This window comes from Arthrobacter sp. Cza30, assembly GCF_059090765.1.
This window is the reverse complement of the sequence record NZ_JBNHGA010000002.1, coordinates 670,305-694,412: the sequence shown is the minus strand read 5'-3', so window position 1 is coordinate 694,412 and position 24,108 is coordinate 670,305. Positions and strand designations below refer to the sequence as shown.

The window sequence follows — 24,108 nt, the reverse complement described above, 5'->3', positions numbered from 1 at the left end:
GTGCGGATCCTCATCAACGCCGGCCCCTGGTTGCCTGTCCCGCCCCGCGGGTACGGGGGCATCGAAACGGTGATCGCCACCCTGATTCCGGAGCTGCGCCGCGCCGGGGCGCATGTCACCCTCGCCACGGTGGGTCCGAGCACCATCGAGGCCGACGCCTACCTGTGCCCGCTCGACGAACCCCAGTTCGCCTCGATCGCCCTGCCCTACAACCAGGTCTCGGGTATCGTCCACGCGCATATGCACGGCGTTGTGCAGGCCATGTACGACGGCGGCGCCTGGGACCTGGTGCACGACCACCTCGAGGTGGTGGGACCTGCGGTATTCGCCGCCATGGGATCGGCTGCGCCGCCGGTGCTGCAGACCCTGCACTGGGACCTGGCCAAGCACAGCGCGTTCTATTCGTCCTTCAACGGCCGCGGCCGCATCCGGTTCGCGGCGGTCTCGCAGTCCCAGCTGGAGCGCGCACCAACAGCACTGCAGCGCCAGACGATCGGCGTCGTCCCGCTGGCCGCTCCGCCCGCCCTGGACGTCCACGCAGAGAGCGCCGGTCACGCCCTGGTGCTGGCCCGCATCACCCGCGACAAGGGGCAGGACACCGCACTCAGGATCTGCCGCCTGGCCGGCCTGCCGCTGGTACTCGCCGGCCCCGTTGCCGGAATCAACGACCCGGCCGAGCTGGACCGCCGGCTGGCCGAAGGGGACCCGCACCTGGCCTCCCACCCGGACGCCACGTACTTCCGGGAGGAGGTCCGCCCGCTGCTCGACGGCGGCCGGTACCGCTGGATCGGCGGGGTCGAAGGCGAAGCCAAGGAGCACGTCCTTCGCTCGGCCCGGGTACTGCTGGCCCCCAACCGGTGGGCCGAACCCGGAGCCACCGGGGTGGTGGAAGCCCTCTCTCGCGGCATCCCCGTGGTGGGGACACCGCTGGGAGTGTTGCCCTCGCTGGTGGACCACGGCCGCACCGGTTTCCTCGCCGCCGATGAACAGGAAATGGCCCGGTTCCTGCAGGAACTGGACGATATCAGCCCGCAGGACTGCATCGACGCGGCGGCGGCATGGACACCCGAGGCGATGGCTGCCAGTTACCTGCACCTGTACGACCGACTCCTCCAGCAGGCCAGATGAGCGTGAAAGTAGCACTGATCGGGGCCGGCTCCGTCGGGCGCCGGCACGTCGGCGTCCTGCAGGAGCTTGGCGCCCGGATCACGAGCGTCACCGACGCGCATTCGGCTGCGGCCGAGAAGCTGGGGCGTGAGGTGGACGCCCCGGCCTTCACCAATCCCGAGACGGCCCTCGACCACACGGAAGCGGACGCCGTCTACGTGTGCGTTCCGCCGTTCGCGCACGGTCCCGGTGAACGGGCCGCGCTTTCCAGGGGACTGCCGCTGTTTGTGGAAAAGCCGGTCGGCCTGGGCCGGGAAACCGCGGAGGAAATTGGAGCGCTCGTGGAAGCGGCCGGCGTCGTCACCGGCACCGGCTACCACTGGCGGTGCATGGACGCCGTCGGACATGCCCGGGGCCTGCTCGAGGAGGCCCCGGCCCTGCTGGCCAACGGCTACTGGCTGGACAAACGGCCGCCGGTCCCCTGGTGGGGGCGCATGGACCGCTCCGGCGGTCAGGTGGTCGAGCAGCTCACGCACGTGCTGGACACCGCGCGCTTCCTGCTCGGCGAGGCCGTCGAGGTCTACGCCGCCGGGGTCCGCGGGACGGAGACCGGACATCCGCCGGACGACGGATCAGGGCCGGAGCCGGACGACGTCGACGACGCCACCGCGGCCACCGTCCGCTTTGCCAGCGGGACCGTCGCCACGCTGGCGGCGACCTCGGTGCTGGCCGCCAAGCACCGCGCGGCCCTGCACATCGTGAGTCGGGGCCTGTACCTGGAGCTGTCCGAGGCCGGCTTGAGCAGTTTCGACGGCACGTCGCGCACGGACCTGGGCTGTGCCGAGGACCCGCGCATCGCCGTCGACCGGGAATTCATCGAAGCAGTCCGCGGCGAACGGGAAAGCACCCGCGCACCCTATGCCGAGGCCCTGCGCAGCCACCGGCTCGGCTGTGCCATCGCCGAATCGGCGCGCACGGGGCTGCCGGTGAAGCTGCCCGAAGAGCGGCCGGCCACGGCAGGGGCAGCGCCATGAGGAACCGGCGCAACCTTGTCATTCCCGCAGCAGGAGCCCTGGAAATCGTCGAGGAGCAGCTGCCCGAAGTCCCCGACGGCGGGCTCCTGCTCGAAACCCTCGTCACCGGCCTCTCTGCCGGCACGGAACTGGCCTTCGTCAAGGGCGACCATCCCGGGCTGCGGTCCCGCCTGGATCACGAGCTCGGCCTGTTCCTGCAGGACTCAGCCGAGGCCGCCTACCCGATCCGGCGGCTGGGCTACATGGAGGTCGCCCGGGTCGTCGAATCCCGCACTCCGGCCTTCGCCGAAGGGGACATCCTCGCCACGGCCTATGGCCACGCCACCGCGCATGTGGCCGACCCGCTGCGCGAGCATCTGGTGCCGCTGCCCGACGACCTTGACCCGCTGCTGGGCGTCTTCGTCGCACACTTCGGGCCCATCTGTGCCAACGGCCTGCTGCACGCGGCGGCAGACGAAACCGGCGGCCAGGTCCGCGCGCTCGGCGACGGGGTGGACGGCCGGCTGGTGCTCGTCACCGGCGCCGGGCCCATCGGGCTGGTCACCGCCCTGTTCGCCCGGTCTCTCGGAGCGCGCGAAGTCGCCGTCGCGGACTCCGACCCCCGCCGCCGGCAGCTGGCCGAAGAGCTGGGCTTCCTGGCCCTCGACCTGAATGACGACCCCGGCAAAATCCTGAAAACACGATGGCGCCACGGTCCCGGGGACCGTGGCGCCGACGTCGTCTTCCAATGCCGGGGACGCCCCGAAGCGCTCCACGCCGCCCTCCGCGCGGCCCGCCCCCAGGGCAGCATCATCGACCTCGCCTTCTACACCAGCGGAGCCGACGCCGTTCGGCTGGGCGAGGAATTCCACCACAACGGACTCAACCTGCGCTGCGCGCAGATCGGCAGGGTGCCGCGCGGCCTCACGGCACAGTGGGACCGGGCGCGGCTCTCGGCCGAAACCATCAAGCTGCTCGGCACCCACGGCGACACGATCCGCAAGCACCTGATCACCGACGTCGTCCCCTACGAAGACGCGCCGCTGCTGATGCACGACGTCTCCCGCCGCCAACGGCACGTGCTGACCGCCGTCTTCGCCGTAGCCCCGGCGTTCCTGTGAGCACTTGAGGTTGATTAGCGGTCCTGCACGAGCCTGTTCGTGCCCTTGCTCAGTGTGGCGAGATGACGTGCTTTCCGCCCGTGTTGCCGACGGCCTGGCCGAGAACCGTGGATCACCACACGACGTCCTCGCCGAAGGTGTCCAGCCGGAAGCTCTGCTGTGGCCGTTCGTCGACGACCTCGAAGGCGAGGGTCTCGGTGTGTTCGTTGCCATAGCGGTCGGTCCAGACCACCTCGGCCAGGTGTATGCCGTTCTCGAGGTCGGCCGACAGCGGGATGCGCCACAGGTGTGGGGACCCATCGGCGAGGTTGCCTTCCACCGGCCGCGGTGCGGAGGGTCCGTAGACCTGGCCGTTGTACAGGTGCAGGCCCTGGGCCTCCGGGTTCCCCGAGGTCGACTGGTAGGACATCCGGGCGCTGGTGAGCTGGCGGATCAGCGCGGACGGGTCGGACCACTCGACGCCGCGCCGGACCTCTTCGCCCGCCGCGGGCTGGGTGATCTCCGCGGTGACGGGTTCGGCACCGTCGATCGAGACGGTGACGGCGGAGTCGGTGGTGCCCGCCCAGACGTTGGCGGTCAGGTAGGTGCCCCCGTCCAGGTCGTCGCGGGTAATCATGTTCTGATCCCCGAGATCGCCCAGGGTGAGCGGGGGCACCGCGTCCTTGTGCTTGTTCTCCCACGTGACGGGGTGCTCGTCGCGCCAGTCGATCAGGGTCTGCGCCCAGTGGCGGTAGTGCGGGGAGCTCAGGCCCAGGCCCATCTGGTCACCGTCCCGGCCGGTGGCATGGAAGGCGTGCCGGTAGTCCGTGCCGGAGAAGTCGAAGGTCCAGAAGCCCGGTAGCGCGCCGTCGCCCTGGAAGCTCATCGGCTGGCCGTCGACGTCGTAGTCCCCGGCGTACCAGTCTCCCGACACGGCGCCGGCGACGATGTGGTCGAACGGCACCGCCTTCACACCCACGGCCTCCTCCCACGCCCCGAGCGAATCTCCCTCGGCCATCGACTCGACCCAGTGCGAATGACCGGACAGGGACAACGCCTCGCGTCCTTCGAGGAGTTCGTAGAGTGTGCGGACGTCGTCGGTCTGGTGCTGGGCGCTGTCAGCGCCGGAGTGGGACACCAGCGGGATGTGCGTGGCGACCACGACGCGCTTGTCCTTGGGCACGGTGGCCAGATCCTTCTTAATCCAGGCCAGGGTATCTTCCCCGAGGCGGCCGTTGTACGCCGGGGCGCCGGCCGGGCCCTCGCAGGCCGGCCGCTTGCCGTCGGCGTTGTCGTCCTCGGGCGTGCACGGGTATTTCACGTTGTTCAGCGCCAGCACGTGTACCTCGCCGACATCGTAGGAGTAGTTCTCCGGTCCCCAATGCTGCCGGTAGGTATCGAACGACCACCGGGCGTCCGTGGCGTCGAAGTCCAGGTCGTGGTTGCCGGGGATCGCGCGCACGGGCATGCCCATCAGACCCAGTGCCTCCTTCGCCCGGTCGTACATGCCCAGGTCGTCGCCGGCGATATCGCCCAGCAACAGGGCGCCGCAGTCGGCGGCATCATAGGCCGCTGCTTCGCGCAGGGCGCCGTTGCGCGCATGCGAGATCTCCTGGTTGGAGTAGGCCTGCGGATCGGCCAGCACCAGGCACCGAATGTCCTCGCCGGCCGAGGAGGGATTCTTGGTCAGCGGAAAGTTCACCGCGGCGGGCAGTTCCCCGGTGGGCTCCAGGCCGCCGAAGCGCAGCTCCTGCTCCGCGGTGCCCTGGGGGGCGTGGGTGTAGGAGAACTGCGCGATGTTGTTCTCATCGACCGGGGTGTCCCAGCCGGCGGGCTTGGTGACGAAGAAGGTGTCCTTGTCCTTCGCCGGCAGCTCGTAGCGGCCCTCGGCATCGGTCTGGACCACCTCGCGGCCGTTGGACACCGTCACCCCCGGGACGCCCTTCTCGCCCTTATCCCGGACCGAGTTCTGGTTGGCGTCATCGAAGACCACACCATCCAAGACATCCTCTCCGGTCTCGCCCTCGGTGACGACGTCGGGACCGCCTACGTACGCCGTGGGGTCCACCCCATCATCAACGGCCTTGTCCCCGCGGTGACCCTTGGCGGGGGCATGGGCTGGCGGGTTGCCCTCCGCGCCGGAGTGCTTCGGCGGATCCGCCGAAGCGATCTGCACGCCGAAGAACGCCAGCGGTGCCAGCAGGGCCAGGGCGGTGCCGCCCGTCAGGGCACGACGACGCCGGGAGACAGGGGAAGACATACAGATTCCTTTCGCCAGGTGATTGCTGTTGGAAGCAATCCCTCAAGCTAGGACTTCCGTATGACTGACCGGTCCCTGTTCCGCCACGACCGGGTGAACGGGCGGCAAAGCCTGGCCTGCGGAGGTGCCCATGTCGGCACCGGGGCGGATCATTAGACCTCGCAGCACCGCTTTCGCCCGTGTGTTCCTGTACCGCCGTCATTGGCCTGTGCGGTCCTGTCTCCGGCCTTTTGATCATTCCGTCGTTGCGCGGCGGAGGCCCACAGCGATGTCACCCGCCGGACCCCGCTTACGTCGCCTTTGGGCCTGGGGAAGACAAGCTCACCGCTTGGACGAGTTGCCCACCAACTAACAACCATCCCTATGCAGTTTCTTACCACCGAATCCCGTCACACTTGTGGCTGCAGTCCCGTTCCGCCGCGCAGGAGTCGGTTCGTTCGTGCACGCGGAGAATTCCGCCCGGGGGACACCCCAACGAACATATGCGCTGTTATCGGCGTTTGGGCGGCGCTTGGGGATTGAATGCGCGGAGATGATGGGACCCCGCCCGCCGCCCGGCCGGCGGAATAGCGCTAGGGGCAGTCCAGGCACGCACGGAAGTGCCCGTAGCGGGTATTAGGGTCCTCCAAGTTCTTCCGGGTCCTCGCCGAAGGCTTCCCCTCTTCCCTTTTTCAGTCTAAGTTTGCCGGCACTGATCGCCCGATGAATCTGGTCTGACGTCCGGTATTTTGAGACATCGAACTGGCCTTCCACCAGGTCTTTCATGAACTGAAACCGGGTGCGGGACCAAAGCGTGATGACTTGTTCGTATCCAAACGCCGGTAAACCAAGTCCGTCGCTGGGATCGGGGGCTCCGCTGGGGTCTCCCCCCAACGACTGCAGAAGTCCTCGAAGGTCCCGCATATCCTGGGCTGACGAGCGAAGTCGCCGGACCGCGCGTTCTGCTTCTTTAGCCTGATGGGGAGCCTCTTCCGAAACTTTCGCAATGAACCCCTCGAGGGCGCTGGCGGATTCGATACGCTTCAGGTCTCGCACTTCGTCCATGACAAGCAGGTGCTCATCGAGGCTCGGATCCCAGCCGAAGTGCCCGGTCCTGACGTCGAGTGCGAAGTCACGAGTCAGTTCGGCATGCTTTTCGATGGCGGTTCGAAGCTGACGCCCTACGGTCAGGAGCCTGATGGCATCCCACCCACTTTCGCCGTAAGTGGCCTCCAAGATCATTCCCGTCATGGGCATGACAGCGGGCCCGTTCTCTGCAAGCTCAGCCTCCATGCTTGCCCGATCATCGCTCCACTGACTCGGCGCATCCAGCCCGGCTACCCAGTCAATGATGTCGATGGCACGGGGACGAAGCAGATCCTTTTCCCCGGTGTTGGGGGTAGGTATCGGGGACAACGGCTTGGTGACATCGAAGAGGATGGCGACAGGCGGGACGCGAAGCGCTCTGGAAATGGCCAGAAGTTCAGTGACAGTGAGGTCATCGCGGCGCCCGTTTTCGATGTTCGCGATGACCGAGCGGGACATCCCTGCGTCTTCCGCCAGTTCTTGCGCCGATAGTCCCTCACGTTTGCGGAATGCAGCAATCCGCTGACCCATGCCGTGCATTCTTTGTGTCATAGAGACACAATATCGCACAATTTGAATCAATGATACACAGCCATGTAGAGTGCTTGCTAAGGATGCAGGAATAAGGTGCGTTGTTCGCGGCACAGGTCGCATGTATCACGCCGAACAGGTAAGTGGAGGGCATGAAGGACAGGACTGCCGACTCCGGGGCCGTCGGTGCTTGGGGGGATGAAAGCATGCGGACCAGCAAGGTCGCAGAGCCTATGTACCTGCTGGGAGCAGCTCTGGCAGATGAGGCGACGGCAGCGGAAGCCCGCGAGGCCATGCGCATGATTCATAGGTCCGGTCCGAAACTGCACTGGAGGGATCTCGACCATAAGGCCAAGCTTCAGTCCGTCGAGACCATAGCCTCATTGAGTCTGGACCACCTCGTGGTTGTCGCCTCCCCTTTGGACCCAAAACGGCAGGAGCGCGCTCGTGCCAAGTGCATCGAAAGGCTTTGCTGGGAGGTTGAAGACTTGGGAGGATCCCAGGTGATCCTCGAGGCCCGCACACCTTCACTAAATGCCCGCGACCGCAATCTGATTCCGAAACTTCGTGGGAAGAATGCGCTTCCGGTGAACCTGCGCGTTGACTGGCTGCGTGGGTCGGAAGATCCCATGCTCTGGGTTGCTGACCAAGTGCTAGGCGCTTACGGAGATGCCGAGACAGGAAATGAGCAGTACATGTCAGTCATCGTGCAGGATCTCCTGATATCACGCATAAAACTTTAGAAAGCGCGAAGGCCAGGTCCCGTCATAACCGCGCGGGGGTCCTGGCCTCACTTCTTCCATCCCGCAGGAAGGAAGCTCGGTAGTAAGCATAGATGTCTGCGTCCCAAACAGCAATCCTTCCGGTCGCAGGACCTGCTTGAGGCCCGCTTCGGGGATCTCGTCAATGGACGGTTTCTTGATCCCGCCCTCGGTAGCCGGCCTATTCCCGCTGCTGTTGACGAGTCTGGGTCAGTACTTCGTCCGCCACGCGGAAGGAGGCCAGCGCGGCCGGCGCGCCGCAGTAGGCCATCGTTTGTAGCAGAACCTCTTGAATTTCCTGTTCCGTGACGCCAGTCTGTAGGGCTCCTCGGAGGTGCCCGGCTAGCTCGTGGGGCCTGTTCAGCGCTGTGAGCATGGCGAGGTTGAGCATGCTGCGCACTTTCGCGTCTAGCCCAGGTCGACACCAGATTTCTCCCCACGCAAATCGTGTAACCATCTCCTGAATGGGTTGCGAGAATTCGCTGGCCTGATCCAGCGAGCGTTCCACATGGGACGCACCCATGACCTTCGTGCGCATGGCGAGTCCGGCCTCGTATCGCTCATCCTTGGTATCCAGCATGGTTGTAATATCTCTCGTTCTTCCTCGCCCGGGTTGTGGATATTGGTCGGGGCGCGCTACTTCCCTGTGAGGGACTGAGACGGTCGCTCTTCGTGAGCGGCGATGATCCTCTGTGCCTGCTGGATCAAAGGTCCGTCGACCATTTGGCCGTCCACCTTGATCACCCCGCCGGTGGAACAGGCGGCGAGCACTCTGCTGGCCCAGGCTACTTGTTCGCTGTCGGGGCGGAAGGCATCCCTAATGACCTGGACTTGATCGGGATGGATGCATGCCTTCCCGGCGAATCCGGAGGCGGCGGCTTCAATTGCTTCGGCCCGGAGCCCATCCATGTCTTGGGTGTCAACGTAGACCGCGTCGAGGGCTAGAACTCCTGCTGCCCTGGCGGCGAGGAGAACCTGTGATCGAGCGGTTCGTGCCAGGTCGTAGTACTGCCCCGCGCTGTCTCGGCTTGTGCGCCCCCCAGTCGATACGACCAGATCCTCCGCACCCCACATTAGGCCGCAAACGGCAGGGTGTCGTGCCAAGCGTGGGGCTTCCAAGACTCCTTTGGCGGTCTCGCACAGTGCGATCACGCGGAAGTCCTCCAAGGTTTTGAGTCCTTCTGGCTGTTCTGCCTTCGGGAGCATGACGTGCGTGATGGCGGTTTGTCGGATGGCGGCCAGATCTCGGTCGTATTCCTCGGTGTCCATGGGGTTGATGCGGACTACAACGCGCTGGGGATCAAGGGGCGCCTGCAACAAGTTCTGTCGGGCAGCAGATTTCCGTTCCTCGGGTACAGCGTCTTCAAGATCGAGGATGACGACGTTCGCGCGGTCCAGAGCCTTCGGGTAGCGGTCGAGCCGGTCAGCCGGGCAGAAGAGCCAGGCGTATCCTGCGGGAAAAGTCATGCTTGGCACCCGGCCTTCCACATCAGCGAGACGCGCTGGACCACGGCCACGATCTCCCCTCGTTGGTTTCGTGCGCTGTGGCGGAATGTCGCAATCCCCTGTCCGGGCCGAGTGGCGGAGTCACGTTTCGCCACGACGACCGTTTCGCCGTAGATCGTGTCCCCGGCCACTACAGGCTTGGGGAAGGAAACGTCGGAGAATGCGAGATTCGCGACCAAGGTTCCTTGGGTGAGATGACTGACTGAGAGGCCCACCAGAACGGACATTGTGAGCAGACTATTGACCAGGCGTTCGCCGAATTCACTTTGCGCCGCGAATGCCGCGTCGAGGTGCAGCGCCTGCGGGTTCATGGTCAAGGTCGAGAACGCGGTATTGTCCGCTTCGCTCAGTGTGCGTCCGGGAGCATGCCGATACGTCACACCGGTCTCAAGCTCGTCAAACCACAATCCTCGTTGTTCGACCACTCGTTCACTGACTGTTTCCGTCACGTCGCGTGTCCTTCCTTTTGTTTTGTTCCTCAAGCAGGTGCGGAATAGCGCAGGCACCAACGGCAGATGGCGCCGACTCGCAACTCTGCGGAGGGTGCCTGTCCGGTTTGTGGAGGAATGTCCGACTCGTGCGGACTCGTTTCCTGCTTGACGGGCCGTCCCTCGCAGTCAAACCGGCACTGGCCGATCACCCGCGCGGGTCTGGACGATCAGCAAGGTTAGGAGGTTGGGACGCGAGGTCGCGTCTCGACTCCTTCGTAATTAATGGCCGTTGCCATGGATTCAAATGCCGAGATGTCTTTGGCAACGCTCTCCAGCTTTGCGCGCACCCGCAGATAGGCATCCGTGCCCAAGGGGAGCCGGAACGGCGGTTTGTCCGTGTCTGCGACCGCCATGAGAACGCGGGCTGCCTTGCGCGGATCTCCGGGCTGCGTGCCGTGGCTCTGGGCGATGAACTCCCGGGTGTTGCCGCAGGTCTCCGCATAGTCCTCGATCGCGCACCGAGCGGCGTGCATGGACGAGCCGCGGAAGTTTGTGCGCAACTGCCCGGGCTCCACCACTGTGACGTGGATGCCGAAGGGGGCGACCTCGACGGCGAGGGCCTCGCTGATTGCCTCGACGCCGAATTTCGACGCCGAGTACAAGCCGAACGCAGCTGATGCGCTGAACCCGCCAACCGACGAGATGCTCATGATGTGGCCCGCGCGGCGAGCCCTCATCCCGGGCAGCACCGCGCGGATCATGGAAAGTGTGCCGAACAGGTTCACTTCCATCATCGGCATCCACTCTTCACGCTCTCCCTCCTCGATTGCGCCCACGAAGCCGAAACCAGCGTTGTTGACGAGAACGTCCACGCCGCCAAACGCGGATTCCGCCAGTGCCACGGCTTCGGAGACCTGAATGGGGTCCGTGACGTCAAGCGTCACGGGCCGGGAAGTATCGGGGTGGCGAGCCACCAGGTCCTCAACGTCGGACGCGTGCAGGGCGCCGACGACCACCTGGTGCCCGGCCGTGAGTAGTTCCTCGGCCAGCGCCCGGCCCAAACCGGACGTGCAACCGGTGACGAGCCAGGTTTTCGGGACAATCGCGTTCATGGGTATTCCTCTGTTCTTGACGGCAACGGTATCCAGGGAAGTTAATGGCGGTAGTGGAAGCGAGGCTGGCGCTGCGAAGTGCAGGGATCATTTCGGGCTGACCGGAACGGCTGAAGAGTGGGCCTGTCTGGAGACCCAACCCGGTCAAGGCGCCCTGAAGTCGAGCACGTAGATGACGCCAGTCGCCTAGTACCCGTCCGATCCTCAAGAGGTGTTGATCCGGGCAGGTGAAACGAGGCGGATCGTGGCCACGGGTGTTCGCAGGTGCCGCGACGTGCATGGTCGGCTACGGTGCGAACCGTCCCCTGCTTTGCTGACGGGCTGTGAACCCGCGACTGCAGGGCCTGGGTGGAAGGCTCAGATGGCATCCTCGACCAACATCCTGGCCGGGTTTTCGGTGATGGAGCCTCCGGCAAGCACCCGGACGGGAGTTTCGGTGAGCACCGCTTCGAGCTCGGTTCGCGACACCCCACGGCTCTCGAGGGCCGGGAGGATTCGGTTCAGCAGTAGGCGGTAGTTCCAGTTAGGCAACTTCTCGGCCTTGAGGGCTTGTCCGTAGTCGTCGAGGAAGTGCTGCATTGTGCAGGCGGAGTCGTGGCTCATCACCACGTTTTGGCCGAGGCCGGCTCCGAAGGCTGCGACCATGTTGTCCAGGTACGCCGATACAGGGTAGAGCATCTCGAAGCCGATGCGGTCGAAGCCGATGTACGCTCCTTGGTCGGCGATCCACCGGTGGTAGTCGAGGTCGTCGGACTCGCCGGCATGCCCGAGCACGACCCGCGTCGGGTCGACGCCGCGCTCAGCGAGGAATCCGAGTGCGTAGCGACCGGACTGGGCCGCGCCGCTAGTGTGAATGGTGATGGGGGCTCCAGTCTGGGCATGCGCTTCCGCAACCGCTGCCAAGACCCGGTCTTGGATCGTGGTGGAGCAGTTCTTTTCCACCACGCATTTGATCATGCCCGCGCGCACACCAGTCTCGCCGATCTCGTCGGTGAGTTCACGAAGCATCATTGCTAGTAGCGGATCCGGACCCCCCAGCTTCGTACCGGGGCCTCGAAGGGCGAAGACACGTGGCGTGTCTTCCACGGTATACACGCCGGTGGACACGACAACGTTGAGGGGGATACGGTCGGCGATGCGCGCAAGGCGTTTCACGTCACGTCCCAAGCCCAGGACCGTGCAGTCGACGATGGTGTCCACGCCCTGGTCCTTGGCTTGCTGCAGTTGGACGAGTGCGTCGGCAACTATCGCGTCCTCGTCCCACAACTGCGTGTTCTCGTGGAAGTACTCGCTGTTCGCGGTGAAGATGTGCTCGTGCATCAGCGTCGTCCCAAGTTGGGAGGCAGGGATCGGTCCACGCAAGGTGTTGATGGTGGGGTTCATGAAAGTAGTCCTATCTGAATCGTGGGCCAGGTGGTGATTACAGCTGCCTTAACTTGGTGACGACGGTCTTGATCTTCGTGCACTCGAGGATCGCCTCCCGGCCCGACTTTGCGCCGTAGCCGCTCTGCTTGTGGCCCCCGAAGGGGAGGGCGGGGTCGTAGAGGCTGTACCCATTCACCCAGATCATGCCTGCCTCTATCGCCTCCGCGGTCCTGTGGGCAACGTTCAAGTCGTTGGTCCAGATGCCGGCTGCCAATCCGTAGTTGGTGGCGTTGGCAAGTCCGACGACCTCATCGAATGTTTCAAATGGAGAAACCGTAACTACGGGGCCGAATATCTCCTCACACGCGATCGTCATCTCCGGTTCCACGTCTGCGAACACGGCTGGGGAAATGAACTGTCCGGTCGGCCGCTCGGCGTCCTGGAGCCGTTCCCCTCCGACAACCAGGCGGGCGCCCTCGGCCAATCCGTTGCGGATGTAGCCCTCGACGCGGTCCGTCTGGCCCGTGGAGATCAGTGGGCCGAGTTCCGTGCCTGGCCGGAGCCCGTTGCCCACTACGATCGACCGGGTGAAGTCGGCAAGACGCGACAGGAATTCGTCGTGGATCCTCCGGTGGACGAAGAGCCGTGAGCCGGAAACGCACACCTGCCCGCTGTTCCGGAAGGCCGCCCAGGCAGCCAATGGCACCACGGTGTCCAAATCCACGTCGTCGAAGACGATGTCGGGGGACTTCCCTCCCAGTTCCAGGGTGAGATGGGCCATGTTCTGCTTCGACGCGTCGATGATCTCCCGGCCCACCCCCGTGGATCCTGTGAATGAGATCTTGGCGACATCCGGGTGTTCTGCCAAGGTTCGGCCCGCGGCGGTCCCGGTACCGGGGACGACGTTGAGGGTCCCTGGCGGCACGCCGGCTTCCAGTGCGAGGTCGGCCAGGCGAAGTGCTGAAAGGGGGGTCAGCTCGGACGGCTTGACGACGACCGAGCAACCCGCAGCCAGTGCCGCTGTCACCTTCAGCATCATGTTGATCACCGGACTGTTCCAGGGCGTGATTGCAGCAACCACACCCAGGGGCCGCCGGACCGTGTAGGCAAGGTGGTCCCCACCGGGAATCGAGGGTGAGATGGTGTCGCCGGTCAGCTTCGTCGCCCATCCGGCGTAGTAGCGCAGGTGGGCAACAGCGCGCCGGACCCCGGCCCGGGACCCCGCAAGCGGTGCTCCGTTGTCGAGGGTGTCCAGGAGGGCGAGCTCCTCGAGGTGAGTCTCCACCGCGTCGGCGAAGGCCATGAGCACCCGCTCCCGCTCGGACGGCATGAACCTCGACCAGGTCAGGAAGCCTTCCTTCGCCGACTCCACTGCGGCGGTGACCTGTTCGGGGCCAGCCAAGTGAACGGTGCCCAGCACTTCGCCGGTCGCCGGGTTGGTCGTCGGGATGGTCTCCTTGCCCGGCACGTGCTCGCCGTGGATCCGCAACATGTGCTCGGCGGACCTTAGGAAAGGGATGTCTGGAGTGGTCATGCCGTGAGCTCCTCACTCATTGCTGCAGGTGTATCCGCCAACCGTGTGGCTACCCAAGCAGCAACCTCTGCGGGGCTGAGAGCCACCGGGATACCTGAGGCCTCCAGGGCCTCTCGTTTTGAATTGTAGGTGCCCAGTCCGCCGCTGATCATTGCCCCGGCGTGTCCCATCGAGACGCCCTCCGGTGCGCTCCTGCCCGCAACTATGGCAATGACCGGCACGAGGGAACCACGGAGCAATTCTGCTGCCTGTTCTTCTTCCGTGCCCCCGATTTCTCCGATGAGCACGACAGCGCGCGTGGAGGCGTCTTCGAGGACCGCCGGGAGGATCTCGGCGAACGTCGTCCCTTTGACGCGGTCGCCTCCCAACCCGACCCACAGCGACAGTCCTATTCCTGCGTCGCTGAGCGCGTGCACGACCTCGTAAGACAGGGTCCCGCTGCGGGAGAGGACAGCACAATGCCCGGAAGCCACGGTGTCTGTCGGCATGAATCCGAGCTTGTACGCCCCTGGAACCATCAGCCCGGACGTATTGGGTCCGACGAGGCGCATCCCATGTCGATGGGCATGCTGGACAGCCTTCACCTCGTCGTGCAGTGGCACTCCTTCGGTCGTGCAGACGAGCAGTTCGATGCCTGCCTCGGCTGCCTCCAGCACACCTTCGACGGCCGCCTGCGGTGGTAGGAACCCGATCGATGCGCGTGCCCCTGTTGCCCGAACCGCTGCGGCGACGGTATCGAACACCGGGACGCCATCCACTTCCTCGCCACCCCTTCCTGGGGTGACTCCGGCTACGATCCGGGTTCCGTAGTCGACCATTTGCCGTACCTGTCTCCGTCCGGTGGCGCCCGTCACGCCTTGGACGATGACGCCTTGGCTGACAGCTTCCTCGAAGATCGTCATGCCGTTTCTCCTTCTACCGTTTGCGCCGACGCCCGGCGGGCCATGTCGATCAGATCCTCAAGCCGGTCGGGAGTGTCGATCCCACCGGCTTGGAGGGCAACGCGGGCGTCGTGCATTCCCCGCCCCTGGAGCCGCGCGTAGACCGGCACTTGGACCGGTACCCGCGACAGGGCCTCGAGGATGTCGGGAACGAGGTCGGTGAGGAAAGTGACCCCCGCGAAGATGTTGATCAAGATGCAGCGCAGGTTGGGCATGTCTCGTAGCTCCCGGAAGGCGGTTTCGAATCGCTCCTGCCGCCCGCGCGGCGCCCCGGACCTGATGTCGCAAAAGTTGATCGGGCGCACACCGGCGTCGGAAAGCAGATCGAGCAGCAACATCGTGCCGCCTGCCCCGGTGGTGATGAGACCCGCCTGGCCCTGAGGGTCAAGCATGATCAAATCAAAACCTTGCTTCGTCGCCGCGGATTCCTCCTCGGGTGCCGTTTGTTTTGCGCCCAGGATGGGTGGCGCCCCGGGATCGGGTATGACCCGGACGTCGCCGGCAACGAATTCCTCACCCTCGGTGAGAAAGAGGGGATTGACCTCGACCAGCACCGCGCGGGTTTCCACGAAGACCCGGTGCAGGGCCTCGACCGTTTCGTACAGGGAGGGCACCTGGGCTGGCCTCAGGCCGATGCGGTCTGCGGCGTCGCGAACGTGCCAGCTGCGTAGCCCGAGGTCCGAGGGAATGGGGACAACGACGATGTGCTCGGCGGCCCCGTGCTCGACGTCCACGCCCCCGGCGGCGCTCATCATGAGAACTGCGCTCTTGAGCACCGGGTCGAAGGTCAAGGCGACGTACAATTCGGCCGATTTCGACAGAGCCTTCTCGACCAGCACGGATTCCACCGGGTAGCCGCGCACGGTCGAACCCAGCAGACGTGCACCGATCTCGCCGGCGCGGCCGCTCGGAGTGACGAGGATTCCGCCCGCTTTGCCGCGTCCTCCGATGGGCACCTGCGCCTTGAGTACGACCTCTCCGCCCAGATCGGTTGCGACCCGGTGAATTTCCTCAGGAGTGAACGCCAAATGCCCGAGAGGGACCGCCACGCCGGCGGCGGAGGCCAGATTCTTGCCCTCGTGTTCAAGGAGTTGCCTCACCGGTCGTCCCCCTTTTCCTTCAACAGGTGGCGGGCGATGCCGTTGCGCTGGATCTGGGGAGTGCCCCCACCCAGCGGCCCATACCGGGCCCACCGGAGGTATCGCTCGGCCGGGAGGGAACGGAGCCATCCGTGCCCACCATGGATCTGCATCACGGAGTCGGTCACGGTCAGGGCCATCTCATTGGCGTGCGTCTTGGCCACGGCAGCCTCGAACCGGGAGGGGAAGCCCGCGCCCGCCCGGGCCGCAGCACGGCGAACCAGCAGCCTTGCCGCCTCGATCTGGATCGCGTTATCGGCCATCATCCACCCGATGCCTTGGTAGTCGCCGATTGGCCGTCCACCTTGAACGCGCTGTTTTGAGTACTGGATCGCGGCATCCTGCGCCCCTTGGGCCAGACCAACCGAGATGGCTGCGTTGAGCGTCCGTTGACCGTTGAAGGCCGTCAGCATCTGCGAAAGCCCGCCGGCAGGTACAAGCACGTTCTCGGCAGGGATCCGGCAGTCCTCGAAGTGCAGGTCGTAAAGGCTCTCCCCACCCAGCGTCTCGTGAGGCTCGCTCGCCGAGAAGCCAGGAGTGCTCCGCTCGATGATGACGGCGCCGACGCCGGCGGCCCCAGGCTGGTCGTCGAACCGCACGTAGACCAGAAACAAATCGGATACATCCCCACGCGATATGAGCGCCTTCGTGCCATTGACCACGTAGCCCCCAGCTTGGGACTCTGCCCGTGTTGAAAGTGCGCGGAGATCCGACCCGGTGTCGGGTTCGGTAATGCAGATGGAGCAAACCAAGGAACCGTCGGCGATGCGCGGTAGGAATCGCTGTTTCGCCTCCAAAGTCCCATAGGCCGCGAGGGCCCGCGTTTGGACGCCCAGTTCACCCAGGGCGGCCATCGCGGTCGTGTAGCACGTCCTCGCGACTTCCTCCAAAATCACTGCCGCCTCGAGCCACGACCCACCGCCGCCTCCGTACTCGGTAGGAACCGACATTCCGAGAAGGCCGGCTTCGGCCAGGAGTCGGAGGTTTTCCCGGGGGAATTCACCCGTTCGCTCCCATCGCAAAGCCTGGGGCCGGAAATGTTCCTCGGCTATCCGCCTCGTGGCGAGACGAATCTCTTCCTGTCTGGCGGTCAGCTCGTACTGTTGGTTCGCCGCAACTTCGGGTGCTTGTCCGGGCACTTCCAAGAGGCCTGTCTGAGCGTGATGGTCGGTTGTCATTCTCACCGCGTCCTTGTCATGTGTCGTTTGAGGCTGAACCTCGGCCACGTTGTATACCGCAGTATACAATGTGATGAAGAATACGTCGTGTGGGATCGGAAATCAATGGCGATCACCTGCTGCTCATCCCGATTGGTCCCTCAGCCTGCTATACGCTGAACTCATTTACTGCCTACGGAGTTGCTGATGCCGTCGTCCAAGATCGAACTCGACAAGTCCCTGCCGCGCGCACAGGCGCTCTATGCGCACCTCCGGCAACTGATCATTGCTGGCGAGCTCTCACCCGGGGAACGGCTGGTGGAGCTCTCCATCGCCAACGAATACAACATCAGTCGCACGCCGGTGCGCGAAGCGCTGCATCGCCTATCCGTGGACGGGCTGGTGGAGAGCACCGCCACCGGGACGCACGTTCGCCAAGTTGGCCTGAAGGAGCTCGGCGAGATGTTCGTGGTGCGCGAAGTCCTCGAAGGGCTGTCCTCCCGGCTTGCCGCAGCCATGAGGAGCGATCTGGATGTCTCGCTCCTGCAGGAGACGATGCAGGAACTGGAATCCGCGACGTCCTCTCACGACTTGCGGGAGATCGGCCGTCTGGGACGCAGGCTTCATGAGCGGATCGGTGAAGCAGCCGGCAACGCACATCTGGCCAAGCAGCTGGCCGATCTGCGGGCTTTCATCAATCAGGTTCAAGGTTCGGCCTATTCCACGGCCGGCCTGCCGGAGATCGGGCTAAAAGAGCATGCCGCAATTGTCCAGGCAATTACCGTCCGCGATGCAGACCGGGCCGAAGAGCTGACACGAACACATTTCCGGACCATCGCCGACATTCGGATGCGCCGCGCACGCCAAGAGGGAAACAACTAGCTCGGGCGACTCCATGCCCCGTTTCGGGTGAGGGCCTCGCAGTCCGTGTCCGGAGGCCCTCACCCCGTTGGCTCAGTTGTCGACGAGCGGGCGCCCGGCGGTTTCCCGTGTCTTGAGGACAGCCACACCGGTGATCAGCAGGGCCACAGCCATGTAGAGCACGAACCACCAGACCGTCCCGGTGGCGACGAGAAGCCATGTAGCGATCAGGGGAGTGATGGCACTTCCAAGGACTGCGCCAAGCTGGTAACTGATTGAGACGCCGGAGAACCGAACCCGGGTGCCAAAGAGCTCTGCAATCCATGCGGCCATCGGTCCATACAGGAACGACTGCAGCACCATTCCCCCGGCAATCGCCAGAATGATGAGCCCCACTGACTTTGTGTTGAGCAGTGGGAAGAACACGATTGCCCAAGCGAGAGTGCCAACTACGCCGATGAGATAGGTCGGACGCCTTCCGATCCGATCCGAGAGGGCTCCGCAAAGCGGGTATAGGGCCAACTGCAGCACGGAACCCAAGAGCACAGCCATCAAGACGATGTTGCGATCCTGACCTAGGACTTCCGTGACGTAGTTGAGCGCGTAGAGCGCGAAGGTGTAATAGGTTGCCTGGGATCCAATGCAGAGCCCGATGCCGCGCAGGATCGCACCCGGGTGGGTCCGCACCGCTTCCACAAGCGGCATGCGAGATTGCTGTCCGCTGGCCTGCAGTTCCTTGAATTGAGGTGACTCCACGACCTTCAGGCGCATGTACATGCCGACTACGACGATGACAACGCTGATCAGGAACGGGAGGCGCCACCCCCAAGAGAAGAAGGCGTCTTCGCTCAGGACCGCGGATAGGAGAAGGAACAGCCCGGTGGCACTGATGTTACCGACTGGTACGCCGAACTGCACCCAAGCGGCAAGGCCGCCTCGGCGTCGGTCATCCGCATGCTCGACAACCATCAACACTGCGCCACCCCACTCGCCGCCCACAGCCAGCCCCTGAACCAGGCGCAAGGCGATCAGCATCAAAGGTGCCGCGATACCGATCTGGGCATACGTTGGCAGGATACCTACGAGAACGCTCGCCACTCCCATCACGATAAGGGTCGTGATCAGCACGTTCTTGCGGCCGTACTTGTCGCCGAAATGACCAGCCACAAATCCACCCAAGGGCCGCACTATGATGCCCAGCCCCCACACCATGAAGCTCAGAAGCGTGGATACCAGGGCACTGTCGGTAGGGAAGAAGATGTGCCCAAAGACCAGTGCCGACGCTGTACCGAAAACGTAGTAGTCGTACCATTCGAGCGATGTTCCAACGGCGCTCGACTGGACTACCCGTCGGAGAGCGGCGCTCTTCGCGACCACGTCTAGCGAGGGCTTCAAAGTTTCACTCATAGGGGACCCCAATCAGTAAGGCATACTGCGGTATACAGTCGCATGCAAACCGTAGCGTTGATTCGATTCTGTGACAAGCGCCACAGTGCGAAGATAGGGATTTATGACGCGCAGCCCCACGTCCTCCCCGTCCGGCAGGTACCCGGGCACGATGTTCCAGAGGGCGAAGGCCTGGCGGGGCAGGCCCGCCTCGTGTGCCAAGGTAAAGCAGTTGGCAGCGGTTGCATCGTTGTTGTCGATCGAAATCAGTCCCGAGCCACGGGAGGCTGAGGACCGGCTGCCCGGGGCCTCGAGCAGGAAAAGGATCCGGGCGTATATGCCGCCGCCGCTGGGATCGAACCACGGCACCAGCGATTCGGCGGCCGCTTGATGTCCGGCCCGCATCCGGTTCAGGTCCCGGACCCAGTCGTTGAGGTCTTTGACGTGCGGTTCGTCCAGCAGCGCCAACTTCCGGTCCACCTCCGCACGATGCCGGTGCGCCCGCGGACTGTCCGGCCACGGCCCATGGTCGTCGTGCCTGCTCATGCGGGTGCGGATTTCATTGCGGGAGTCCTTCGTTGGCGCGGCATCAGGAGGTCGGTGTCCGTTGCACGATGCGGTAGACCGTGCTGCGGGCGACCTTGAACAGTTCGGCGATCTCGGCGGTGGTGTGTTGTCCTCCCTTATATAGGGCGACGAGGTGGGCTTCCTGGCTTTTGGAGAGTTTGGGCTGTTTGCCGCGGAGCCGGCCTTTGGCCTTGGCGACCTGCATGCCTTCGCGGGTGCGGGCACGGATGAGGTCGGATTCGAATTCGGCGACCATGGCCAGGACGTTGAAGAGCAGCCGGCCAACCGGGTCGGTCGGGTCGTGCACGGATCCGCCGATGCTTAGCTTCACCTTCTTCTTTGTCAGTTCTTCGACGATGTCGCGGGCGTCGGGCAGGGATCGGGCGAGCCGGTCGAGTTTGGTGATGACCAGGGTGTCGCCGGCGCGGACCGCGGCAAGGGCTTCACGGAGGCCGGGACGGTCGCGGTTGGTGCCGGTGAGCCCGTGGTCGGTATAGATCCTGTCTTCGGGCACACCCAATGCGGCCAGTCCGTTTCTTTGGGCGTTGAGGTCCTGCTCGTTGGTCGAGACGCGGGCGTAGCCGATGATGTGCGCGGACATGCCCTAACTGTAGCGTTTAGGCAACCTTCACCGGGCTTTTTTGCGGGCGGGGTATACGCGAATCTAAGAAGCCGGTACTTGTATGGGATTTTTCCCGGCCCGGGAGCGGGCCGTAAGTGTCGCGGTGGAGGACCGGCTTATGAGACAAGACCCAGAAGGCGGCTTTTGGGTGTTAGGCGAGCGTGGGGCTGCCACCGAGGGATGGCAGCCCCACGCGCAGGTGATCGCTAGTAGCTGATGACGTGGGGCTGGCCGAGCTGCTTGAGGCCTTCGACGCCGAATTCCAGCCCGTAGCCGGACTGCTTGGCACCGCCGAACGGTACACGGGGGTCGACGGCGCCGTGCTTGTTGATCCACACCGTGCCGGCCTGGATCTGGGCGGCGACTTCGCGGGCCCTGTCTTTGTCTGAGGACCAGACGGAGGCACCGAGGCCCACCTCGAGGGCGTTGGCCATCTCGATGGCTTCGTCCACGCTGGAGTACTTGACGATCGGCAGGGCCGGGCCGAACTGTTCCTCGGCGACCAGCGGGTTGTCGTTGTTGATGTCGGCGACCAGGGTGGTGGGGTAGAAGTAGCCCGGCTGGCCTTGTTCGGGGTTGCCGCCGAGGACGATGCGGGCGCCGGAGTCTTTGGCCGCTTGGACCAGGTTCGCGACGATGTCGTACTGGTTTTTGTTCTGCAGAGGGCCGAGTACGTTGTTTTCGTCCAGGCCGACACCCATGGGCATGGCTTTCGCTGTTTCGGTCAGGGCGGTGACGACGTCTTCGTAGATGTCCTCGTGCACGTAGAGGCGCTTGAGCGCGGCGCAGGTCTGGCCGGTGTTGATGAATGCGCCCCAGAACAGGTCCTGGGCTATCGCCTGCGGGTTGGCGTCGGGGAGTACGATGCCGGCGTCGTTGCCGCCGAGTTCCATGGTCAGGCGCTTGACGGTGTCGGCGGAGTTGCGGATGATCGCTTTGCCCGCGGCGGTAGAGCCGGTGAACATGATTTTCGCGATTCCGGGGTGTTCGACCAGCAGGTTGCCGACGGTCCGGTTTCCCGAGATGGCGTGCAATACGTTGTTCGGGAGCGCGGTGTTCAGGACATGGACCAGTGCGAGGACCGACAGCGGCGTGGAGCTCGAGGGCTTCATCACGACGGTGTTGCCCATGCGCAGGGCGGGAGCGAGCTGCCAGACGGAGATCATCATGGGCCAGTTCCACGGGCCGATCGCGCCGACCACGCCGAGGGGGCGGTAGTGGAGTTCGGCGCGGCCGCCGTCGTCGTCGACCAGCACTTCGGGCTCGAGTTCAAATGCGGCAGTGGCGCGCAGCCAGGCGGCGCACGCCCCGACTTCGAAGCGGGCATTGGGGCCGTTCAGAGGCTTGCCCTGCTCGCGGGAGAGCAGCTCGGCGAGGGCTTCGGTGGAGGCTTCGACGGCGTCGGCGGCGCGGTTCAGGTACTCGCTGCGCTTTTCGTGGCCGAGCGCGGCCCATGCCGGCTGGGCCGCGCGGGCAGCGGTGACCGCGGCTTCCAGATCTGCGGTGGTGTGCTCGGGTGCGCAGCCCACGAGCTCCCCCGTGGCAGGGTCTTTGATCTCGCGACCGCCCTCGGCCGGCTGGATCGCGGCGAGGAGGTCAGCGAAGGTGATCGTCAGGGTTTCTGACTGGGTGGTCATGTCGTGTCCTTCGTGGTTGGTGGATTTCAGGCAGGAAGATCCGGCTGGGCAGGGATGCGTGAGAACGCGACGGCTGCGTATCATTCGGCCGTTGCGGCCCCGATTCCCAGCCGCCGCCTGTGTGATAACGACGGCCGACCCCAGACGTGGGTCCAAAGAACGTCATCTGCTGACCCAGCCCAATGTCATTGCGGTTTCTGCGTGTCTGCGACGCCGAAGTGGTGGCCGGTGATGAATTCGGCGGCCTTTTCGCCAATGAGTACGGACGGGGCGTTGGTGTTGCCGGTGGGCACCAGCGGCATGATGGAGGCGTCGGCGACGCGGATGCCGTTCAGGCCGCGGACCTTCAGGCTGCGCGGGTCGACGACGGCGAGTTCGTCCAGGCCCATCTTGCAGGTGCCGACCTGGTGGTGGTAGGTCACGGCGGTTTCGCGGACGTAGCGCTCGAGGTCCTCGTCGCTGTCCGAGTACTCCGGTCCGGGGTAGATCTCTTCGGGGCCCCATTCGGCCAGGGCGGTGGTGCGGCCCATTTCGCGACACTGGCGGACGGAGGCGGCCAGGGCGCGGACGTCCTCTTCGGCGCTCAGCGCACCGAGGTCGATCCGGATCGGGTCCTCCGGGTTGGGGCCGGAGAGCGTGATTTCGCCGCGGCTGAGCGGGCGGACGATGCCGCCGATGAGCGAGAAGCCGTTCTCCGGGCCGGTCATGTCGTCGAGGAAGTACATCGGAAGGGAGAAGTGGATCGGCTGCGTGTCCGGCACGGCCAGGTCCGGACTGCTCTTCCAGAAGTGGTGGGTCTCCGCGGCGGCAACCTGCGAGGGCGGGACTTCCTTCTTTGTCGTCGTGAAGATGACCGGCGAGAGCAGGTGGTCGTGCAGGTTCTTCCCGACGCCGGGCAGGTCCAGCACGGGTTCGATGCCGGCCCTGCGCAGTTCGTCGGCCGGCCCGATGCCCGAGCGCAGCAGCAGTTCCGGTGAGTTGATCGCGCCGGCTGCGAGGACGGTTTCTGCCGCCGCCAGGGTGAGTAGCCGGGCGTCCTTTTCGTACTCGACGCCGGTCACGGTGCCGTCCTGGATCAGCAGCCGGCGGACGTGGGCGCCGGTGATGAGCGTGAGGTTTTCATGTCCGATGACGGGCTTGAGGTAGGCGTGCCAGGTGTTGAAGCGCTTGCCGCTGCGGACGTTGAGCTGCATCTTGGAGACGCCCTCGACGTCGCCCGAGTTGTAGTCCTCGTTGAGCTTCACCCCGACTTCCTGCGCGGCTTCGAGGATGTCGTCCTGGACCGGGTTGCGTGGGAAGTCCTTAACGACGTCGAGCAGGCCGGAACCGCCGCGCGTGTCGGAGGCCCCGCCGTCGTAGTTCTCGATCGCCTTGAAGACAGGCAGGACCTCGTCCCAGTTCCAGCCCGGGCAGCCCAGGTAGGCCCACGTGTCGTAGTCCTGCTTCGCGCCGCGGACCCAGATAGTGGCGTTCAGCGCGTGCGAGCCGCCGGTGACCTTCCCGCGCGGCAGGTGCAGTCGCCGGCCGGCGCACCCCTCCTGCTCCGTGGTGTAGTAGTCCCAGTCCTCCGGCCCGTGCCAGAGTGCACCGGCCGCGAACACGTCGGCGATCACCGGGTTGGTGTCTTCGCCGCCGGCCTCCAGCACGGCCACGCGCTTGCCGGCGTCGATGAGCCGGCGTGCGAGGACGGACCCGGCCGATCCCGCACCTATGACGATGAAATCCAACTCTGCTGCCATCTTTGGCCTCCCAAACTCTGCGGTGATGCAGCTCACTTACAACTGATGCTCCAGTCTTATTTGCGCGTGGCGCAATCCGCTTGTCAGTGAGTGCAGGGGCCATGACAATCAGTGCCATTTTGACCTGGCTGCGGGCACACACTCGAGTGGATCGACGTCTCGTTGTTAGGGCCAGGCGGCTGAACGGCGGAAATGGAGAGCCGCTGTATCAGTGACCCGGACGCCCCGGTGCGTGGTGGCCGCTGCCTGCTCGTCCTGATTTGGGGCCCAACGG

General features: G+C 64.8%; 21 protein-coding genes. 5 read left to right on the top strand and 16 right to left on the bottom strand.

All coding sequences use genetic code 11. The features are described 5' to 3' along the window. The 3 genes from AC5RVZ_RS08510 to AC5RVZ_RS08500 are packed head-to-tail and all read left to right on the top strand — an operon-like array spanning position 1 to position 3,241. A complete protein-coding gene (locus AC5RVZ_RS08510; protein WP_494065318.1) occupies positions 1-1,128 on the top strand; it encodes a glycosyltransferase in 1,128 nt (375 codons plus the stop codon). Beyond that, entirely contained in the window at positions 1,125-2,141 is a 1,017-nt protein-coding gene (locus AC5RVZ_RS08505) for a Gfo/Idh/MocA family protein (protein ID WP_494065317.1), read from the top strand. The genes AC5RVZ_RS08510 and AC5RVZ_RS08505 overlap by 4 nt, the downstream gene beginning before the upstream one ends. Further along, positions 2,138-3,241 carry a zinc-binding dehydrogenase gene (locus AC5RVZ_RS08500; RefSeq protein ID WP_494065316.1) on the top strand — a complete coding sequence of 368 codons (1,104 nt, stop codon included), beginning with the start codon at positions 2,138-2,140 and terminating at the stop codon, positions 3,239-3,241. The genes AC5RVZ_RS08505 and AC5RVZ_RS08500 overlap by 4 nt, the downstream gene beginning before the upstream one ends. Positions 3,242-3,353: 112 nt before the next feature. On the opposite strand, the gene AC5RVZ_RS08495 is transcribed toward AC5RVZ_RS08500, so the two are convergent. After that, positions 3,354-5,480 carry a calcineurin-like phosphoesterase C-terminal domain-containing protein gene (locus AC5RVZ_RS08495; protein ID WP_494065315.1) on the bottom strand — a complete coding sequence of 709 codons (2,127 nt, stop codon included), beginning with the start codon at positions 5,478-5,480 and terminating at the stop codon, positions 3,354-3,356. Between the two features lie 615 nt (positions 5,481-6,095). Continuing rightward, the gene (locus AC5RVZ_RS08490) at positions 6,096-7,076 is read right to left on the bottom strand and encodes a helix-turn-helix domain-containing protein (RefSeq protein WP_494065314.1); all 981 of its coding nucleotides are present in this window, start codon (positions 7,074-7,076) and stop codon (positions 6,096-6,098) included. Positions 7,077-7,282: 206 nt separating this feature from the next. Here AC5RVZ_RS08490 and AC5RVZ_RS08485 point away from each other — a divergent pair, with 206 nt between their 5' ends. Next, the gene (locus tag AC5RVZ_RS08485; protein WP_494065313.1) at positions 7,283-7,819 is read left to right on the top strand and encodes a hypothetical protein; all 537 of its coding nucleotides are present in this window, start codon (positions 7,283-7,285) and stop codon (positions 7,817-7,819) included. Between the two features lie 199 nt (positions 7,820-8,018). Here AC5RVZ_RS08485 and AC5RVZ_RS08480 read toward each other — a convergent pair whose 3' ends face one another. From AC5RVZ_RS08480 to AC5RVZ_RS08440, 9 genes are all read right to left on the bottom strand, one after another. Then, positions 8,019-8,417 (bottom strand): carboxymuconolactone decarboxylase family protein, encoded by a 399-nt coding sequence (locus AC5RVZ_RS08480; protein ID WP_494065312.1) that lies wholly within the window; start codon positions 8,415-8,417, stop codon positions 8,019-8,021. Positions 8,418-8,473: 56 nt separating this feature from the next. Then, the gene (locus AC5RVZ_RS08475) at positions 8,474-9,304 is read right to left on the bottom strand and encodes an HpcH/HpaI aldolase/citrate lyase family protein (RefSeq protein ID WP_494065311.1); all 831 of its coding nucleotides are present in this window, start codon (positions 9,302-9,304) and stop codon (positions 8,474-8,476) included. Continuing rightward, positions 9,301-9,792: a MaoC family dehydratase gene (locus AC5RVZ_RS08470; RefSeq protein ID WP_494065310.1), complete on the bottom strand. Its 492-nt coding sequence runs from the start codon at positions 9,790-9,792 to the stop codon at positions 9,301-9,303. The genes AC5RVZ_RS08475 and AC5RVZ_RS08470 overlap by 4 nt, the downstream gene beginning before the upstream one ends. 218 nt (positions 9,793-10,010) lie before the next feature. Then, positions 10,011-10,886, bottom strand: a complete 876-nt coding sequence (locus AC5RVZ_RS08465) for an oxidoreductase (RefSeq protein ID WP_494065309.1) — start codon at positions 10,884-10,886, stop codon at positions 10,011-10,013. Positions 10,887-11,243: 357 nt separating this feature from the next. Beyond that, positions 11,244-12,269 carry a phosphotriesterase family protein gene (locus AC5RVZ_RS08460; RefSeq protein WP_494065308.1) on the bottom strand — a complete coding sequence of 342 codons (1,026 nt, stop codon included), beginning with the start codon at positions 12,267-12,269 and terminating at the stop codon, positions 11,244-11,246. A gap of 37 nt (positions 12,270-12,306) precedes the next feature. Continuing rightward, complete coding sequence (locus tag AC5RVZ_RS08455; RefSeq protein WP_494065307.1) at positions 12,307-13,785, bottom strand: aldehyde dehydrogenase family protein; 1,479 nt, start codon at positions 13,783-13,785, stop codon at positions 12,307-12,309. Further along, complete coding sequence (locus tag AC5RVZ_RS08450; protein WP_494065306.1) at positions 13,782-14,687, bottom strand: succinate--CoA ligase subunit alpha; 906 nt, start codon at positions 14,685-14,687, stop codon at positions 13,782-13,784. The genes AC5RVZ_RS08455 and AC5RVZ_RS08450 overlap by 4 nt, the downstream gene beginning before the upstream one ends. After that, positions 14,684-15,826 (bottom strand): ATP-grasp domain-containing protein, encoded by a 1,143-nt coding sequence (locus tag AC5RVZ_RS08445; protein WP_494065305.1) that lies wholly within the window; start codon positions 15,824-15,826, stop codon positions 14,684-14,686. The genes AC5RVZ_RS08450 and AC5RVZ_RS08445 overlap by 4 nt, the downstream gene beginning before the upstream one ends. Continuing rightward, complete coding sequence (locus AC5RVZ_RS08440) at positions 15,823-17,091, bottom strand: acyl-CoA dehydrogenase family protein (RefSeq protein ID WP_494065304.1); 1,269 nt, start codon at positions 17,089-17,091, stop codon at positions 15,823-15,825. Before AC5RVZ_RS08440 ends, AC5RVZ_RS08445 begins: the two co-directional genes overlap by 4 nt. A gap of 138 nt (positions 17,092-17,229) precedes the next feature. On the opposite strand from AC5RVZ_RS08440, the gene AC5RVZ_RS08435 reads away from it, so the two are divergent. Next, on the top strand, positions 17,230-17,904 hold the full coding sequence (locus tag AC5RVZ_RS08435; protein ID WP_494065303.1) for a GntR family transcriptional regulator: 675 nt from the start codon (positions 17,230-17,232) through the stop codon (positions 17,902-17,904). A 72-nt stretch (positions 17,905-17,976) separates the two neighbouring features. Here AC5RVZ_RS08435 and AC5RVZ_RS08430 read toward each other — a convergent pair whose 3' ends face one another. The 5 genes from AC5RVZ_RS08430 to AC5RVZ_RS08410 form a co-directional block, all read right to left on the bottom strand. Then, entirely contained in the window at positions 17,977-19,290 is a 1,314-nt protein-coding gene (locus AC5RVZ_RS08430) for an MFS transporter (protein ID WP_494065302.1), read from the bottom strand. Positions 19,291-19,302: 12 nt separating this feature from the next. Continuing rightward, positions 19,303-19,749, bottom strand: a complete 447-nt coding sequence (locus tag AC5RVZ_RS08425) for a uracil-DNA glycosylase family protein (protein ID WP_494065301.1) — start codon at positions 19,747-19,749, stop codon at positions 19,303-19,305. 109 nt (positions 19,750-19,858) lie between these two features. Then, positions 19,859-20,437, bottom strand: coding sequence for a recombinase family protein (locus tag AC5RVZ_RS08420; protein WP_494065300.1), 579 nt, complete (start codon positions 20,435-20,437; stop codon positions 19,859-19,861). 227 nt (positions 20,438-20,664) lie between these two features. Then, entirely contained in the window at positions 20,665-22,095 is a 1,431-nt protein-coding gene (locus tag AC5RVZ_RS08415) for an aldehyde dehydrogenase family protein (protein ID WP_494065299.1), read from the bottom strand. Between the two features lie 185 nt (positions 22,096-22,280). Beyond that, the gene (locus AC5RVZ_RS08410) at positions 22,281-23,834 is read right to left on the bottom strand and encodes a GMC family oxidoreductase (RefSeq protein WP_494065298.1); all 1,554 of its coding nucleotides are present in this window, start codon (positions 23,832-23,834) and stop codon (positions 22,281-22,283) included. Positions 23,835-24,108 lie beyond the last annotated feature (274 nt).